This is a genomic window from Serratia sp. TSA_130.1 (assembly GCF_052691795.1).
Genome location: NZ_JBQZFS010000009.1, coordinates 101,386 through 115,947 on the forward strand (window position 1 = coordinate 101,386; position 14,562 = coordinate 115,947).

General features: G+C 61.3%; 11 protein-coding genes. 5 read left to right on the forward strand and 6 right to left on the reverse strand.

The features are described 5' to 3' along the window. Window positions 1–13 precede the first annotated feature (13 nt). Genes spoT through recG form a run of 3 tightly spaced genes read left to right on the forward strand, consistent with a single transcriptional unit; the run spans window position 14 to window position 4,904 of the window. Window positions 14–2,125 (forward strand): bifunctional GTP diphosphokinase/guanosine-3',5'-bis pyrophosphate 3'-pyrophosphohydrolase, encoded by a 2,112-nt coding sequence (gene spoT / locus ACUTQY_RS23335; protein ID WP_015379445.1) that lies wholly within the window; start codon window positions 14–16, stop codon window positions 2,123–2,125. Window positions 2,126–2,130: 5 nt separating this feature from the next. Further along, a complete protein-coding gene (gene trmH, locus ACUTQY_RS23340; RefSeq protein WP_046687977.1) occupies window positions 2,131–2,826 on the forward strand; it encodes a tRNA (guanosine(18)-2'-O)-methyltransferase TrmH in 696 nt (231 codons plus the stop codon). Further along, window positions 2,823–4,904, forward strand: coding sequence for an ATP-dependent DNA helicase RecG (gene recG / locus ACUTQY_RS23345; protein WP_033645178.1), 2,082 nt, complete (start codon window positions 2,823–2,825; stop codon window positions 4,902–4,904). Before trmH ends, recG begins: the two co-directional genes overlap by 4 nt. Before the next feature lie 42 nt (window positions 4,905–4,946). On the opposite strand, the gene gltS is transcribed toward recG, so the two are convergent. Then, window positions 4,947–6,158 carry a sodium/glutamate symporter gene (gene gltS / locus ACUTQY_RS23350; RefSeq protein WP_033645177.1) on the reverse strand — a complete coding sequence of 404 codons (1,212 nt, stop codon included), beginning with the start codon at window positions 6,156–6,158 and terminating at the stop codon, window positions 4,947–4,949. A gap of 240 nt (window positions 6,159–6,398) precedes the next feature. Between gltS and ACUTQY_RS23355 the strand changes: the two genes are divergently transcribed. Beyond that, window positions 6,399–7,799, forward strand: a complete 1,401-nt coding sequence (locus tag ACUTQY_RS23355; protein WP_033645176.1) for a nucleobase:cation symporter-2 family protein — start codon at window positions 6,399–6,401, stop codon at window positions 7,797–7,799. A 128-nt stretch (window positions 7,800–7,927) separates the two neighbouring features. After that, the gene (locus tag ACUTQY_RS23360) at window positions 7,928–9,589 is read left to right on the forward strand and encodes an AsmA family protein (RefSeq protein WP_046687978.1); all 1,662 of its coding nucleotides are present in this window, start codon (window positions 7,928–7,930) and stop codon (window positions 9,587–9,589) included. Window positions 9,590–9,627: 38 nt separating this feature from the next. On the opposite strand, the gene fabY is transcribed toward ACUTQY_RS23360, so the two are convergent. The 5 genes from fabY to typA all read right to left on the reverse strand — a co-directional run bounded on the left by fabY (window position 9,628) and on the right by typA (window position 14,556). Continuing rightward, a complete protein-coding gene (gene fabY, locus ACUTQY_RS23365; protein ID WP_004931235.1) occupies window positions 9,628–10,575 on the reverse strand; it encodes a fatty acid biosynthesis protein FabY in 948 nt (315 codons plus the stop codon). A 21-nt stretch (window positions 10,576–10,596) separates the two neighbouring features. Further along, window positions 10,597–11,034: a D-aminoacyl-tRNA deacylase gene (gene dtd, locus ACUTQY_RS23370; protein WP_016929644.1), complete on the reverse strand. Its 438-nt coding sequence runs from the start codon at window positions 11,032–11,034 to the stop codon at window positions 10,597–10,599. Next, complete coding sequence (locus tag ACUTQY_RS23375) at window positions 11,031–11,924, reverse strand: virulence factor BrkB family protein (RefSeq protein ID WP_025304713.1); 894 nt, start codon at window positions 11,922–11,924, stop codon at window positions 11,031–11,033. Before ACUTQY_RS23375 ends, dtd begins: the two co-directional genes overlap by 4 nt. Before the next feature lie 51 nt (window positions 11,925–11,975). Then, on the reverse strand, window positions 11,976–12,566 hold the full coding sequence (gene yihX, locus ACUTQY_RS23380; RefSeq protein ID WP_033652265.1) for a glucose-1-phosphatase: 591 nt from the start codon (window positions 12,564–12,566) through the stop codon (window positions 11,976–11,978). A 166-nt stretch (window positions 12,567–12,732) separates the two neighbouring features. Further along, window positions 12,733–14,556, reverse strand: coding sequence for a ribosome-dependent GTPase TypA (gene typA / locus ACUTQY_RS23385; RefSeq protein ID WP_004931243.1), 1,824 nt, complete (start codon window positions 14,554–14,556; stop codon window positions 12,733–12,735). Window positions 14,557–14,562: the final 6 nt, after the last annotated feature.

Here is a 14,562-nt window from a genome sequence, read left to right on the forward strand (position 1 = left end):
CTGCGAGTCCGCCTTGTACCTGTTTGAAAGCCTGAATCTGCTGATTCAACGTTACCTGCCCGAGGAGCAGATTAAGCGCCTCAAACAGGCATACCTCGTCGCGCGCGACGCGCACGAGGGCCAGACACGCTCCAGCGGTGAGCCCTACATTACTCACCCGGTCGCCGTGGCCTGCATCTTGGCGGAAATGCGTCTCGATCACGAGACGCTGATGGCGGCGTTGCTGCACGACGTCATCGAAGACACCCCAGCCACCTATCAAGATATGGAACAGCTGTTCGGCAAGAGCGTCGCCGAACTGGTTGAGGGCGTCTCCAAGCTAGACAAGCTGAAGTTCCAGGACAAGAAAGAAGCGCAGGCGGAAAACTTCCGCAAGATGATCATGGCGATGGTGCAGGATATCCGCGTCGTGCTGATCAAGCTGGCCGACCGTACGCACAACATGCGCACCCTCGGTTCGCTGCGCCCCGACAAACGCCGGCGCATCGCGCGTGAAACCCTGGAAATCTACAGCCCCCTCGCCCACCGTCTGGGTATTCATCACCTGAAAACCGAGCTGGAAGAGCTGGGCTTCGAGGCGCTGTACCCAAACCGTTATCGCGTGATCAAGGAAGTGGTGAAAGCCGCGCGCGGCAACCGCAAAGAGATGATTCAAAAAATCCTCTCCGAGATCGAAGGGCGGCTGACCGAGGCCGGCATCGCCTGCCGCGTCAGCGGAAGGGAAAAACACCTCTACTCCATCTACCTCAAGATGCACCTGAAAGAACAGCGTTTCCATTCCATCATGGATATCTACGCGTTCCGGGTGATCGTGAAAGAGGTCGATACCTGCTACCGCGTGCTCGGCCAGGTGCACAGCCTGTATAAACCGCGCCCGGGGCGAGTGAAAGATTACATCGCCATTCCCAAGGCCAACGGCTATCAATCGCTGCATACCTCGCTGATCGGCCCGCACGGCGTGCCGGTCGAAGTGCAGATCCGCACCGAAGACATGGACCAGATGGCTGAGATGGGGGTGGCCGCGCACTGGGCTTACAAGGAAAGAGAACAGGGCGAAACCGGCACCACGGCGCAGATCCGCGCCCAACGCTGGATGCAAAGCCTGCTGGAGCTGCAGCAAAGCGCCGGCAGTTCGTTTGAATTTATCGAGAGCGTCAAATCCGATCTGTTCCCGGATGAGATTTACGTTTTCACCCCGGAAGGCCGCATCGTCGAGCTGCCCGCCGGCGCCACGCCGGTCGACTTCGCCTATGCGGTGCATACCGATATCGGCCATGCCTGCGTCGGCGCGCGCGTCGATCGTCAGCCATACCCGCTGTCGCAGTCGCTGACCAGCGGCCAGACCGTCGAGATCATCACCGCGCCGGGCGCACGGCCCAACGCCGCCTGGCTGAACTTCGTGGTCAGCTCGAAAGCGCGCGCCAAGATTCGCCAGATGCTGAAGAACCTCAAGCGCGACGACTCCGTCGGCCTCGGCCGCCGTCTGCTCAACCATGCGTTGGGCGGCAGCCGCAAGCTGGCCGAAATCCCGCAGGAAAACATTCAGCACGAGCTGGACCGCATGAAGCTGGCGACGCTGGACGATCTGCTGGCGGAAATCGGCCTCGGCAACGCCATGAGCGTAGTGGTGGCGAAGAACCTGCAGGGCGATCAGTCCAGCCTGGGCACCACCTCCGGCGTGCGCAACCTGGCCATCAAGGGCGCCGACGGCGTGTTGATCACCTTCGCCAAGTGCTGCCGTCCGATTCCGGGCGACCCGATTATCGCTCACGTCAGCCCGGGCAAAGGGCTGGTGATCCACCATGAATCCTGCCGCAATATTCGCGGCTATCAGAAAGAGCCTGAGAAGTTCATGGCGGTCGAGTGGGATAAAGAGACCGAGCAGGAGTTCATCGCCGAGATCAAAGTGGATATGTTTAACCACCAGGGCGCGCTGGCCAACCTGACGGCGGCAATCAACGCGGCCGAATCCAATATTCAGAGCCTGAACACCGAAGAGAAAGACGGTCGGGTTTATAGCGCCTTTATCCGCTTGACCACCCGCGATCGCATCCATTTGGCAAACATTATGCGTAAAATCCGTATCATGCCGGATGTGATCAAAGTTAACCGCAACCGAAACTAGCGCTTATGAGTCCTGAACGCTATGCGCGGATTTGTGAAATGCTCGCGACCCGGCAGCCGGATTTGACGGTCTGCCTGGAGCAAGTGCACAAACCGCATAACGTCTCCGCCATTATCCGCACCGCCGACGCCGTCGGCGTGCATCAGGTCCACGCCGTGTGGCCCACCACCCGCATGCGCACCCTGGTTTCCTCCGCCGCCGGCAGCAACAGCTGGGTCAGCGTCAAGACCCATCGCACCATCGGCGACGCGGTCGGCCACCTGAAAGCGCAGGGCATGCAAATTCTGGCCACCAACCTGTCTGCGCGCGCGGTCGATTTCCGCGAGGTGGACTACACCCGGCCAACCTGCGTGCTGCTCGGCCAGGAAAAAACCGGCATCACCAAAGAAGCGCTGGCGCTCGCCGATCAAGACATCGTCATTCCGATGATCGGCATGGTGCAATCGCTCAACGTCTCCGTGGCTTCGGCGCTGATCCTGTATGAGGCGCAGCGCCAGCGGCAAAACGCCGGCCTGTATCGCCGCGACAACAGCATGCTGGACGAAGAAGAGCAGCAGCGTCTGCTGTTCGAAGGCGGCTATCCGGTGCTGGCCAACGTGGCCAAGCGCAAGGGGCTGCCGCGTCCGCAGATCGACGAACAGGGCCAGGTGGTCGCCAGCGCCGAATGGTGGGCGGCCATGCAGGCGACGGTGCGCAAATGAAAGGCCGCCTGCTGGATGCTGTCCCACTCACCACGCTTTCCGGGGTTGGCGCCAGCCAGGCGGGCAAACTGGCCAAGCTTGGCCTCGACACCATTCAGGATCTGCTGCTGCACCTGCCGCTGCGCTACGAAGACCGCACCCGCCTCTACCCGATCAACGATCTGCTGCCGGGCATCTACGCCACGGTAGAAGGGGAAGTGCTGCGCAGCGACATCAGCTTCGGCCGCCGCCGCATGCTGACCTGCCAGATCAGCGACGGCACCGGCATCCTCACCATGCGGTTCTTCAACTTCAACGCCGCAATGAAGAACAGCCTGGCCACCGGCCGCCGCGTGACCGCCTACGGCGAGATCAAACGCGGCAACCACGGCGCGGAGATCATCCATCCGGAGTACCGTATTCAGGGCGAAACCAGCGAGGTTGAGCTGCAGGAGTCGCTGACGCCGGTCTACCCCACCACCGAGGGGGTGCGGCAGGCCACGCTGCGCAAGCTGACCGACCAGGCGCTGGAGCTGCTGGATACCTGCGCCATCGCCGAACTGCTGCCGCCGGAGCTGAGCGGCGGCCTGATGAGCCTGCCGCAGGCGCTGCACACCCTGCATCGCCCGCCGCCGGACATCCAGCTGGCGGATCTGGAGCTGGGCAAACACCCGGCGCAAAAGCGTCTGATCCTCGAAGAGTTGCTGGCGCATAACCTCAGCATGCTGGCGGTGCGTGCTGGCGCGCAGAGTTATCAGGCGCAGCCGCTGCTGCCGGACGATCGGCTGAAAAACCGTTTTCTCGCCCAGTTGCCGTTCTCGCCAACCGGCGCGCAAACGCGCGTGGTGGCCGACATCGAAGCCGATATGCAAAAAGACTTCCCGATGATGCGGCTGGTGCAGGGCGACGTCGGCTCCGGCAAAACGCTGGTGGCGGCGCTGGCGGCGCTGCGCGCCATCGCGCACGGCAAGCAGGTGGCGCTGATGGCGCCGACCGAGCTGCTGGCCGAACAGCATGCCAACAACTTCCGCCAGTGGTTCGAGCCGCTGGGGCTGGAGGTCGGCTGGCTGGCGGGCAAACAGAAAGGCAAGGCGCGCATCGCGCAGCAGGAAGCCATCGCCAGCGGCCAGGTGTCGATGGTGGTCGGCACCCACGCCATCTTCCAGGAGCAGGTTCAGTTCAACGGCCTGGCGCTGGTGATCATTGATGAGCAGCACCGCTTCGGGGTGCATCAGCGGCTGGCGCTGTGGGAGAAAGGCGAAGAGCAAGGCTTCCATGCCCATCAGCTGATCATGACCGCCACGCCGATCCCGCGCACGCTGGCGATGACCGCCTATGCCGATCTCGATACCTCGGTCATCGACGAGCTGCCGCCGGGCCGCACGCCGGTGACCACCGTCGCCATTCCCGATACCCGCCGCGCCGACATCATTCAACGGGTGAAAAACGCCTGTCTGGAAGAAGGACGGCAGGCTTACTGGGTGTGTACGCTGATCGAAGAGTCCGAGCTGCTGGAAGCGCAGGCGGCGGAAGCCACCTGGGAAGAATTGAAAGCCGCGCTGCCGGAGCTGAAGGTGGCGCTGGTGCACGGCCGCATGAAAGCGCAGGAAAAGCAGGCGGTGATGCAGGCGTTTAAACAGGGCGAGCTGCAGCTGTTGGTCGCCACCACGGTGATCGAGGTCGGCGTCGACGTGCCGAACGCCAGCCTGATGATCATCGAAAACCCGGAACGGCTGGGCCTGGCGCAGCTGCACCAGCTGCGCGGCCGCGTAGGGCGCGGCGCGGTGGCTTCACACTGCGTGCTGCTGTACAAAACGCCGCTGAGCAAAACCGCGCAAACGCGCCTGCAGGTGCTGCGCGACAGCAACGACGGCTTCGTCATCGCGCAGCGCGATCTGGAGATCCGCGGCCCGGGCGAGCTGCTCGGCACCCGCCAGACCGGCAGCGCCGAATTCAAGGTGGCGGACCTGTTGCGCGACCAGGCGATGATCCCCGAAGTGCAGCGCGTCGCTCGCCATCTCCATCAGCACTACCCGGAACACGCCCAGGCGCTGATCGAACGCTGGCTGCCGGAGAAGGCGCGCTACTCCAACGCATAAAAAAGGGCGCCGCAGGCGCCCTTCTCATGATGACTCGCGATATCACCCCACCGCCGGGAACACCGGCAACAGCAGATACAGCTTGATGACGATGGCGTTGGCGATATCGATAAAGAACGCCCCCACCATCGGCACCACCAGAAATGCCAGGTGCGACGGGCCGAAGCGATCGGTGATCGCTTGCATGTTGGCGATCGCCGTCGGCGTGGCGCCCATGCCGAAGCCGCAGTGGCCGGCGGCCAGCACCGCCGCATCGTAGTTCTTGCCCATCACCCGGTAGGTGACGAAGATCGCGTACAGCGCCATCACCAGCGTCTGTACGGCCAGGATCGCCAGCATCGGCAGCGCCAGCGAAGCCAGCTCCCACAGGCGCAGGCTCATCAACGCCATCGCCAGGAACAGCGACAGGCTGACGTTGCCCAGCACCGATACCGCCCGCTCGAACACGGTATAGAAACCGGTGAAGGCCAGCGTGTTGCTGAGGATCACCCCGACGAACAGCACGCAAACGAAGTTAGGCAGTTCAAACACCGTACCGCTCAGCAGACCGGCAATCAGCTGCCCCAGGCTCAAACAAATGGCGATCATGGCGATGGTTTCAATCATCACCAGCGAGGTGATCAGGCGGCCGCTTTCCGGCTTCTCGAAGCCGCTCGGCTGCACGCTGTCTTCCGGTGTGCCTTCCGGCGTAGAGGAGTGTTTAACCAGATAGCGCGCCACCGGACCGCCGATCAGGCCGCCCAGCACCAGGCCGAAGGTGGCGCAGGCCATGGCGACTTCCGTCGCGTTTTCAAAGCCGTAGCGCTCGATGAACAGCTTGCTCCAGGCCGCCCCGGTGCCGTGGCCGCCCGACAGGGTGATCGACCCGGCGATCAGGCCCATCAACGGATCCAGCCCCAGCATTTTCGCCATGCCGATGCCGATGGCGTTCTGCACCAGCAGCAGCCCCAACACCACGAACAGGAATACCATCAGCGCTTTGCCGCCGGCGCGCAACCGCGCCAGGTTGGCGTTCAGGCCGATAGTGGCGAAGAAGGCCAGCATCAGCGGATCCTTCAACGACATGTCAAAGCTGATTTCCCAGTTGGCGAATTTTTTCAGGACTAACAGCAGGAGGGCCACCAGCAAACCGCCGGCGACGGGAGCGGGAATGGTATATTTTCGCAGCAGAGGAATACTTCTGACGCACTTGCCCCCAAGGAGCAAAACCAGCGTCGCCGCGACTAACGTGCCATAAGTATCAAGATGAAACATCCAGGTACTCCATGTAAGGGAAAAGATCCAAATAAAAATAATAAGTTATAGAAAACCACGTAGTTTTTAAACTTGATGAGTGCAGGATTAGAAGTAAAAAACGCTGAGATGACAAGAAAAAATGAATGAAAATGCGACATAAACGGGAAAGTCGGCAACATAATATTTAGGCGCAACCGTTTGCTTTTGCGGGGCGGCGCATTAAAATGCCTGCTTTGCCGTATCTGGAAACGCCACACCATGAGCATGTCATCCTCCGAGCTTGATGCCGCACGCCAAACCGCCTCTGAACCCCGCGCCAGCGAACTGATTTATCGCCTCGAAGACCGCCCGCCGCTGCCACAAACGCTGTTTGCCGCCGGCCAGCACCTGTTGGCGATGTTCGTTGCGGTGATCACTCCGGCGCTGCTGATCTGCCAGGCGCTGGGTCTGCCGGCGCAGGATACCCAACACATCATCAGCATGTCGCTGTTCGCTTCCGGTCTGGCTTCCATTCTGCAAATCAAAACCTGGGGGCCGGTGGGCTCCGGGCTGCTGTCGATTCAGGGCACCAGCTTCAACTTCGTTTCGCCATTGATCATGGGTGGCCTGGCGCTGAAAAACGGCGGCGCCGACGTGCCGACCATGATGGCCGCGCTGTTCGGCACCCTGATGGTCGCCTCCTGCACCGAAATTTTGTTGTCGCGCGTGCTGCATCTGGCGCGCCGCATCATCACCCCGCTGGTTTCCGGCATCGTGGTGATGATCATCGGCCTATCGCTGATTCAGGTCGGCCTGACCTCGATCGGCGGCGGCTATGCCGCGATGAACGACCACAGCTTCGGCTCGCCGAAAAACCTGCTGCTGGCCGGCGCGGTGCTGGCGGTCATCATCCTGCTGAACCGCCAGCGCAACCCTTACCTGCGCGTCGCTTCGCTGGTGATCGCCATGGCGGTCGGCTACCTGCTGGCCTGGGCGATGGACATGTTGCCCGCCGACGCTCCGGCGGCGCCGACGGCGGCGATTACCATTCCAACGCCGCTCTATTACGGCCTGGGCTTCGACTGGAACCTGTTGCTGCCGCTGATGCTGATCTTTATGGTCACCTCGCTGGAAACCATCGGCGACATCACCGCCACCTCTGACGTCTCCGAACAGCCGGTCAGCGGGCCGCTGTACATGAAGCGTCTGAAAGGGGGCGTACTGGCCAACGGCCTGAACTCGATGCTGTCGGCGGTGTTCAACACCTTCCCCAACTCCTGCTTCGGCCAGAACAACGGCGTGATCCAGCTGACCGGCGTCGCCAGCCGCTACGTCGGCTTCGTGGTGGCGCTGATGCTGATCGCGCTGGGGCTGTTCCCGGCGGTGGCCGGCTTCGTGCAGCACATCCCCGAGCCGGTACTGGGCGGCGCGACCATCGTGATGTTCGGCACCATCGCCGCCTCCGGCGTGCGCATCGTGTCGCGCGAGCGTCTGAACCGCCGCGCCATCATGATCATGGCGCTGTCGCTGGCCGTCGGCATGGGCGTCTCCCAGCAGCCGCTGATCCTGCAGTTCGCGCCGGACTGGCTGAAAACCCTGCTCTCTTCGGGCATCGCCGCCGGCGGCATTACCGCCATCGTGCTGAACCTGGTGTTCCCGCAGGAACACGAGAAAAAGTAACCCGCCCATTGGCGTTCAAACGGCCGCTTGCGGCCGTTTTTTATTGTCTATCAGACCATTGCCCTTGAGATGCCCGGCCAATTGCGGCATAAACAGGGTATCTTTTTTGACCGATGCGGATGTAGACGATGAAATTTATCGGAAAGCTGTTGCTGACGTTGCTGCTGCTGATCGTGCTGGCGGCGGTGGTGCTGTATCTGGTGGGGCAAACCCGCTGGGCGGCAGGCCGTCTGAGCGCTTGGATCAGCGATAACAGCGAATACCGCCTGTCGATAGGAAAAATCACCCACTCGTGGAATCAGCCGGGCCAGATCGGTCTGGAAGACGTGCAGCTGGCGCGCAGCGGCCAACCACAGGCGCTGGTCGCCAAACGCGTCGATCTCGGCCTCAGCCTGCGCCAAATCACCGAACCGCGCTATTTTTACAGCGTCACGCTGCGCGACGGCACGCTGAACGTGCAGCCACAGGCTGCTGCGCTGCCCGTACAGGCCGACGTGCTGCAACTGAGCAACATGGCGCTGCAGTCCAACGATAGCGAGTGGCAGCTCAACGCGCAGCAGGTCAATGCCGGCATCACGCCGTGGCGCCCGCTGGCCGGCCATCTGCTGGGGGACAACAACCAGTTCCAGTTCAGCGCCGGTTCGATGACGCTGAACGGCATCCCCGCCTCGAAGGTGTTGGTGCAGGGGGAGCAAAAACAGGGCCAGTTGCTGTTGAACAACTTCGGCGCCGATCTGGCGCAGGGCGACCTGACCGGCGTGGCCAGCCGCGCCACCGACGGCAGCTGGCAGGTGGATCGCCTGCGGCTGAGCGGCGTGCGCATGCAGACCCCGATGACGTTGGCGGAATTCATGCGGCGCTTCACCACTCTGCCGCCGGTCACCCTCAAGCGTTTCGATCTGATCGATGCGCGCCTGGAAGGCAAGGCGTGGGCGGTTAACGATCTCGACCTGTCGCTGCAAAACGTCAGCGTCGAAAAAGGCGACTGGCGCAGTGAAGACGGCTCGCTCAACTTCAACGCCGGCGACGTGGTCAACGGCGGTTTCCACCTGATCGATCCGATCGCCACCCTGCGGCTCTCTTCCGCCGGCATCGCCATTCAGCAGTTCACCACCCGCTGGGAAGGCGGGCTGCTGCGCACCTCCGGCAACTGGCTGCGCGCCGGCAAACGCCTGCAGCTGGATGAAGTGGCCATGGCGGCGCTGGAGTACACCCTGCCGCTCGACTGGCGCGAGCTGTGGCTGAAACCGCTGCCGGACTGGCTGGCGGAGGTGTACGTCACCAAGCTGACCACCAACCGCAATCTGATTATCGATATCAACCCGGCCTTCCCGTTCCAGATCACCGCGCTGGACGGTTACGGCAGCAACCTGCTGCTGGCGCGCGACCACCAGTGGGGCATTTGGTCCGGTTCGCTGAACCTGAACGGCAGCGAGGCCACCTTCAACAAAATCGACGTGCGACGCCCTTCGCTGGCGCTGAACGCCGACGCCAACCAGATCGCCGTCACCGAGCTCAGCGCCTTTATGCCCAATGGGTTGCTTGAGGCCAAAGCGACCGTCGATCAGCTGCCGGGCAAGCCGTTCCAGTTGACGCTGCACGGCCGTTCGGTACCGATCAACACCTTGCAGCAATGGGGATGGCAGCCGGTGCCGCTGACGGGAGACGGCAACCTCGAGCTGCAGTTGAAAGGGCTGCTGAACAGCGATGGGCCGTTCAAGGCCTCATTGAAAGGCAATCTGCAGGCCACCGCCGGCGACGGCCAAGCGGTGAACCAACAACTGCCGTAGTGCACTGCGCGGCCCGCCCTCAGGGCAGGGCCGCCGCCTTACTCCTCCAGCGCTTCAGAGCCGCCCTGATCCAACGGCACATCCGGCTCGGCCGGCAACACCATATAGGTGCCTTCGAACACTGCGCCCTTGTCCTCGTCACCGAACAGATGCACTTCGGCGTGTACGCGCGCGCGGCGGCCGCGCGCCAGACGCGCCAAATCGCCGCTCAGCGAGCCGAGATCCGCCACCGCCCGCGGCCTGCCGGTAATCGGTTTGCTGTAGCGAATGTGCGCGTCCGCCAGAATGATGGTGCCGCCCAGATGGCGCTCGCGCAGCAGCAGCCAAATCAGCCCCCAGGCGGTCAGCGTCGCCAGTGAGAACAGGCTGCCGGCAAACAGCGTATGGTGCGGATTCTGATTGCCGATCTCCGGCATGGTGGTGACGAAGCGCTGGCCGGTGTATTGGCTGATGCGCACGCCCATCTTTTCGCTCAGCGGGATGTGTTCATACCAGGCCTGCTGCAATTGGCCGCACCAGTCGGGGCGATGCAGAATATCGTCCAGCGTCGCCACCGGTTTGATCATCAAAAAATGACGGATCGGGGTGGTCTGCGGCGCGGTGATCTCGCCCTGATTGACGAAGCCCAGTTTGGCGAAGAAATCCACCGCGTCTTCACGGGCGCTGCACACCACCCGCTTCACGCCTTCCTGCCGCGCGACGGACTCCAGCGTCATCGCCACCAGCGTCCCCAGCCCTTTATCCTGCAGCGTCGGATCTACCGCCAGAAAACGGATCGCCGCCTCGTTGTCGGCATTGATGTACAGCCGCCCGATGGCGACGATTTTACCGGCCTCGTCCACCACCATTTGGTGGTGGGCCATGGCGTCATAGGCATCCTTTTCCGAACCCACCGGCTGGTGCAGCGGCTTGCGCAGCATTTCCCAGCGAAACTGGTAATACTCCTTCAGTTCTTGCTCTGTTACGGGTACTCGTAGGTGATACATAGACGCCTGTTCTCCGAATGCTTAGACCTGTAGCCAGAATGTCACCGGACCATCGTTGACCAGCGCCACCTGCATGTCGGCGGCGAACTCGCCGGTCTGGGTCTCTACGCCGCGTTCGCGGCACTGGCCAACAAAATATTGATACAACCGATCGGCGACCAAAGGCGCGGCGCCGCGCGAGAAGCTGGGCCGCATGCCCTTCTGGGTGTCCGCCGCCAGGGTGAACTGCGAAACGACCAGCACGCTGCCCCCGGCCTGCTGGACGTTGAGATTCATCTTGTCGTTCTCGTCGCCGAAAATGCGGTATCCCAATACGCGTTCGCACAGGCGCTGCGCTTTTTGCTCGTTATCGCCCTGCTCCACGCCCAATAACACTAACAAACCGGGGCCAATCTTGCCTACTGTCTCGCCACCCACCGTGACGCTGGCGTTTAACACCCGTTGAATCAACGCAATCATTCCTGCTGCCCTTCTGGTTTTTGTTCCTGTTGCTCCGCCTTCTGCCGGCGGTAGTCGCGGTATTCGCCGATGGTCACGGTGATTTCCGCGCCGAGTAACACGATACACCAGCTCCAGTAGACCCACAGGAATAAAATCGGGATCACCGCCAGCACGCCGTAAATCAGCTGATAGGAGGGGAACATGGTGACGTACAGCGCGAATCCCTTCTTACCCAGCTCGAACAGCAATCCGGCCACCACCGCGCCAATCAGCGCGTCTTTGGGCGGCACGCGCACCGTCGGCACGATGCAATACAGCAGCCAGAAGGAGATGCACGACAAAATTAGCGGAAAGATGCGCAGCACCTGATCCACCAGGCCGTTGACGCCGGTCTGCGCCAGCCAGTTGAGCGACAGCAGGTAGGAACTGATGGCCATGCTGGCGCCCACCAGCAGCGGCCCCAGCGTCAGCACCATCCAGTACACGGCGAAGGAGAAGACGATCGGCCGTTTGTTCTTGCTGCGCCAGATGGTGTTCAGCACGCTGTCCACCGAGGAGATCAACAGCAACGCGGTAACGATCAGCCCGCAGGTGCCGACGGCGGTCATCTTGTTGGAATTGGCGACGAACTGTTCCAGGTAGTTCTGGATGACGTTGCCGGCGGCTGGCACGAAATTGGAAAAGATGAAGCTCTTCAGCTGTTCGCTGATGTCGGAAAACATCGGGAAAGCGGCGAACAGCGCGAACACCACGGTGACCAGCGGCACCAGCGACAGCAGGGAAACGTAGGCGAGATGGCCCGCCAACATCGTCAGGCCATCGTGGTCGATGCGTTGGTACAGCAGCCGTCCGAAGGTGACGCTTGGCTTAATCGCAGAAGGCAGCTTCTTGCGGCGGAAAAACGACATGGTCACTCCTTGATGTCCGTTGATACGCCTTAAGCTTAACGCGCCCTGCGCTCATTGAGCAAAATAGGCCGGCACCACGTCGCGATCGGTGACGTGCACCGTCTTGATCCCCAGCGCCTGCGCGGCGAGGACGTTCGCCGGGTGATCGTCAAAGAACACCACGTCGGCGGCGGCGGTGTTTTCCGCAGCCAGCACATGCCGGTAGATGTCAGCTTCAGGTTTGCGCATGCCGAGATCTTGCGACAAATAGAGATGATCGGCGGCGGCGGCCACTTCAGGATAGTGCTGCGGCCAGTAATTGCAGTGCAGACGGTTGGTGTTCGACAGCACCACCACCCGGTGACCTTCGTTGCGCAGGCGCTGCATGATGTCGATCACCTCCGGGCGCAGCGCGACGAATACCGCCTGCCAACCGGTGGCGAACTGCTCAAAGCTGAGCGCGATGCCCATTTCATCGCACAGTTTGCCGGCGAAGTCTTCATCGCTGATTTCACCGCGCTCATGCTGCTGGAACACCTCACCCATGGTGAAACGATCGGACAACACCGCCAACGGCGTGCCGCTCAAATTGCTCCACACGCCCAGCACACGCTTGAAATCGATATCGACGATCACATTACCTAAATCAAAGATATACAGCATAGTCCTCTCCTGATGGGCCGGTGAGATTTCACTGTAGCGGGAAAAGGAACAGCTGAACAGGGAGCGAACGGAAAAGCGCATAGCGCGCCGCACAAACGGGGAACAACAGAGGAAAAAACTCAGGGCGCGAGAGCCGCGCCCTAAGCATGAGACACTCAATCAGCGATTAAGCGTCTTTTGGACCGCGGCTGGCACGCTTACGATCGTTTTCCGTCAGGTGACGCTTACGGATACGGATCGAGGTTGGCGTCACTTCTACCAGTTCGTCGTCATCGATGAACTCCAGAGCTTGCTCCAGGGTCATTTTGATCGCCGGAACCAGCGTAGTCGCTTCGTCGGTACCGGAAGCACGCATGTTGGTCAGCTTCTTACCGGTCAGGCAGTTTACGGTCAGGTCGTTGGAACGTGAGTGAATACCGATGATCTGGCCTTCATACACTTCCGCACCGTGGCCCAGGAACAGCTTGCCGCGATCCTGCAGGCCGAACAGCGCGAACGCGACCGCTTTGCCCTGGCCGTTGGAGATCAGCACGCCGTTCTGACGCTGGCCCACTTCGCCCGGACGCACGTCGTCGTAGTGGCTGAAGGTGGAGTACAGCAGACCGGTACCCGAAGTCATTGTCATGAATTCGTTACGGAAGCCGATCAGACCGCGGCTTGGGATCACGTAGTCGAGACGCACGCGGCCCTTACCGTCCGGATCCATGTTTTTCAGGTCGGCTTTACGCTCACCCATCGCCTGCATCACGGAACCCTGATGCTGCTCTTCGATATCCAGCGTCACGTTCTCGAATGGCTCCTGCTTGCGGCCATCGATTTCGCGGAAGATAACTTTCGGACGGGAAACCGCCAGCTCGAAACCTTCACGGCGCATGTTTTCGATCAGCACCGACAGGTGCAGCTCGCCACGACCGGATACGCGGAAGGCGTCAGCATCATCGGTTTCTTCAACGCGCAGCGCCACGTTGTGCACCAGCTCTTTGTTCAGACGGTCAAGGATCTGACGCGACGTCACGTACTTACCTTCTTTACCGCAGAACGGCGAGGTGTTGACGTTGAAGAACATGGTTACGGTCGGTTCGTCGACGGACAGAGCCGGCAGCGCTTCTACGGCGTTGGTGTCGCAGATGGTGTCGGAGATGTTCAGCTCGCCCAGGCCGGTGATGGCGATGATGTCGCCCGCTTCCGCCAGGGTGCTGTCGATACGCTCCAGACCCAGGTGACCCAGCACTTTACCCACTTTACCGTTGCGAGTTTTACCTTCGCTGTCGATGATGGTGACCTGCTGGTTCGGCTTCACTTTACCGCGCTTGATGCGGCCGATGCCGATAACGCCCAGGTAGTTGTTGTAGTCCAACTGGGAGATCTGCATCTGGAATGGCGCTTCCAGCTCAACCTGCGGCGCAGACACGTGGTCGACGATCGCCTGATACAGCGGGGTCATGTCTTCCGCCATGTCGGTGTGGTCGACGCCGGCGATGCCGTTCAGCGCAGAAGCGTAGATGATCGGGAAGTCGAGCTGCTCGTCGGTCGCGTCGAGGTTCACGAACAGGTCGAACACCTGATCCACAACCCAGTCAGGGCGCGCGCCAGGGCGGTCAACCTTGTTGATTACCACGATCGGCTTCAGACCGTTGGCGAACGCCTTTTTGGTCACGAAGCGGGTTTGCGGCATAGGGCCATCCATTGCATCCACAACCAGCAGCACCGAGTCAACCATCGACATCACGCGCTCTACCTCACCGCCGAAGTCGGCGTGTCCTGGGGTATCCACGATGTTGATGCGGTAACCATTCCAATTAATGGCGGTGTTTTTTGCGAGGATGGTAATCCCACGCTCTTTCTCCAAATCGTTGGAGTCCATTACGCGTTCGGTGGCTTCCGCACGCTCTCCGAAAGTACCGGATTGTTGCAGCAGCTTGTCAACCAGGGTGGTTTTACCATGGTCAACGTGGGCAATAATGGCGATGTTACGCAAATTTTCGATCACAGCTTT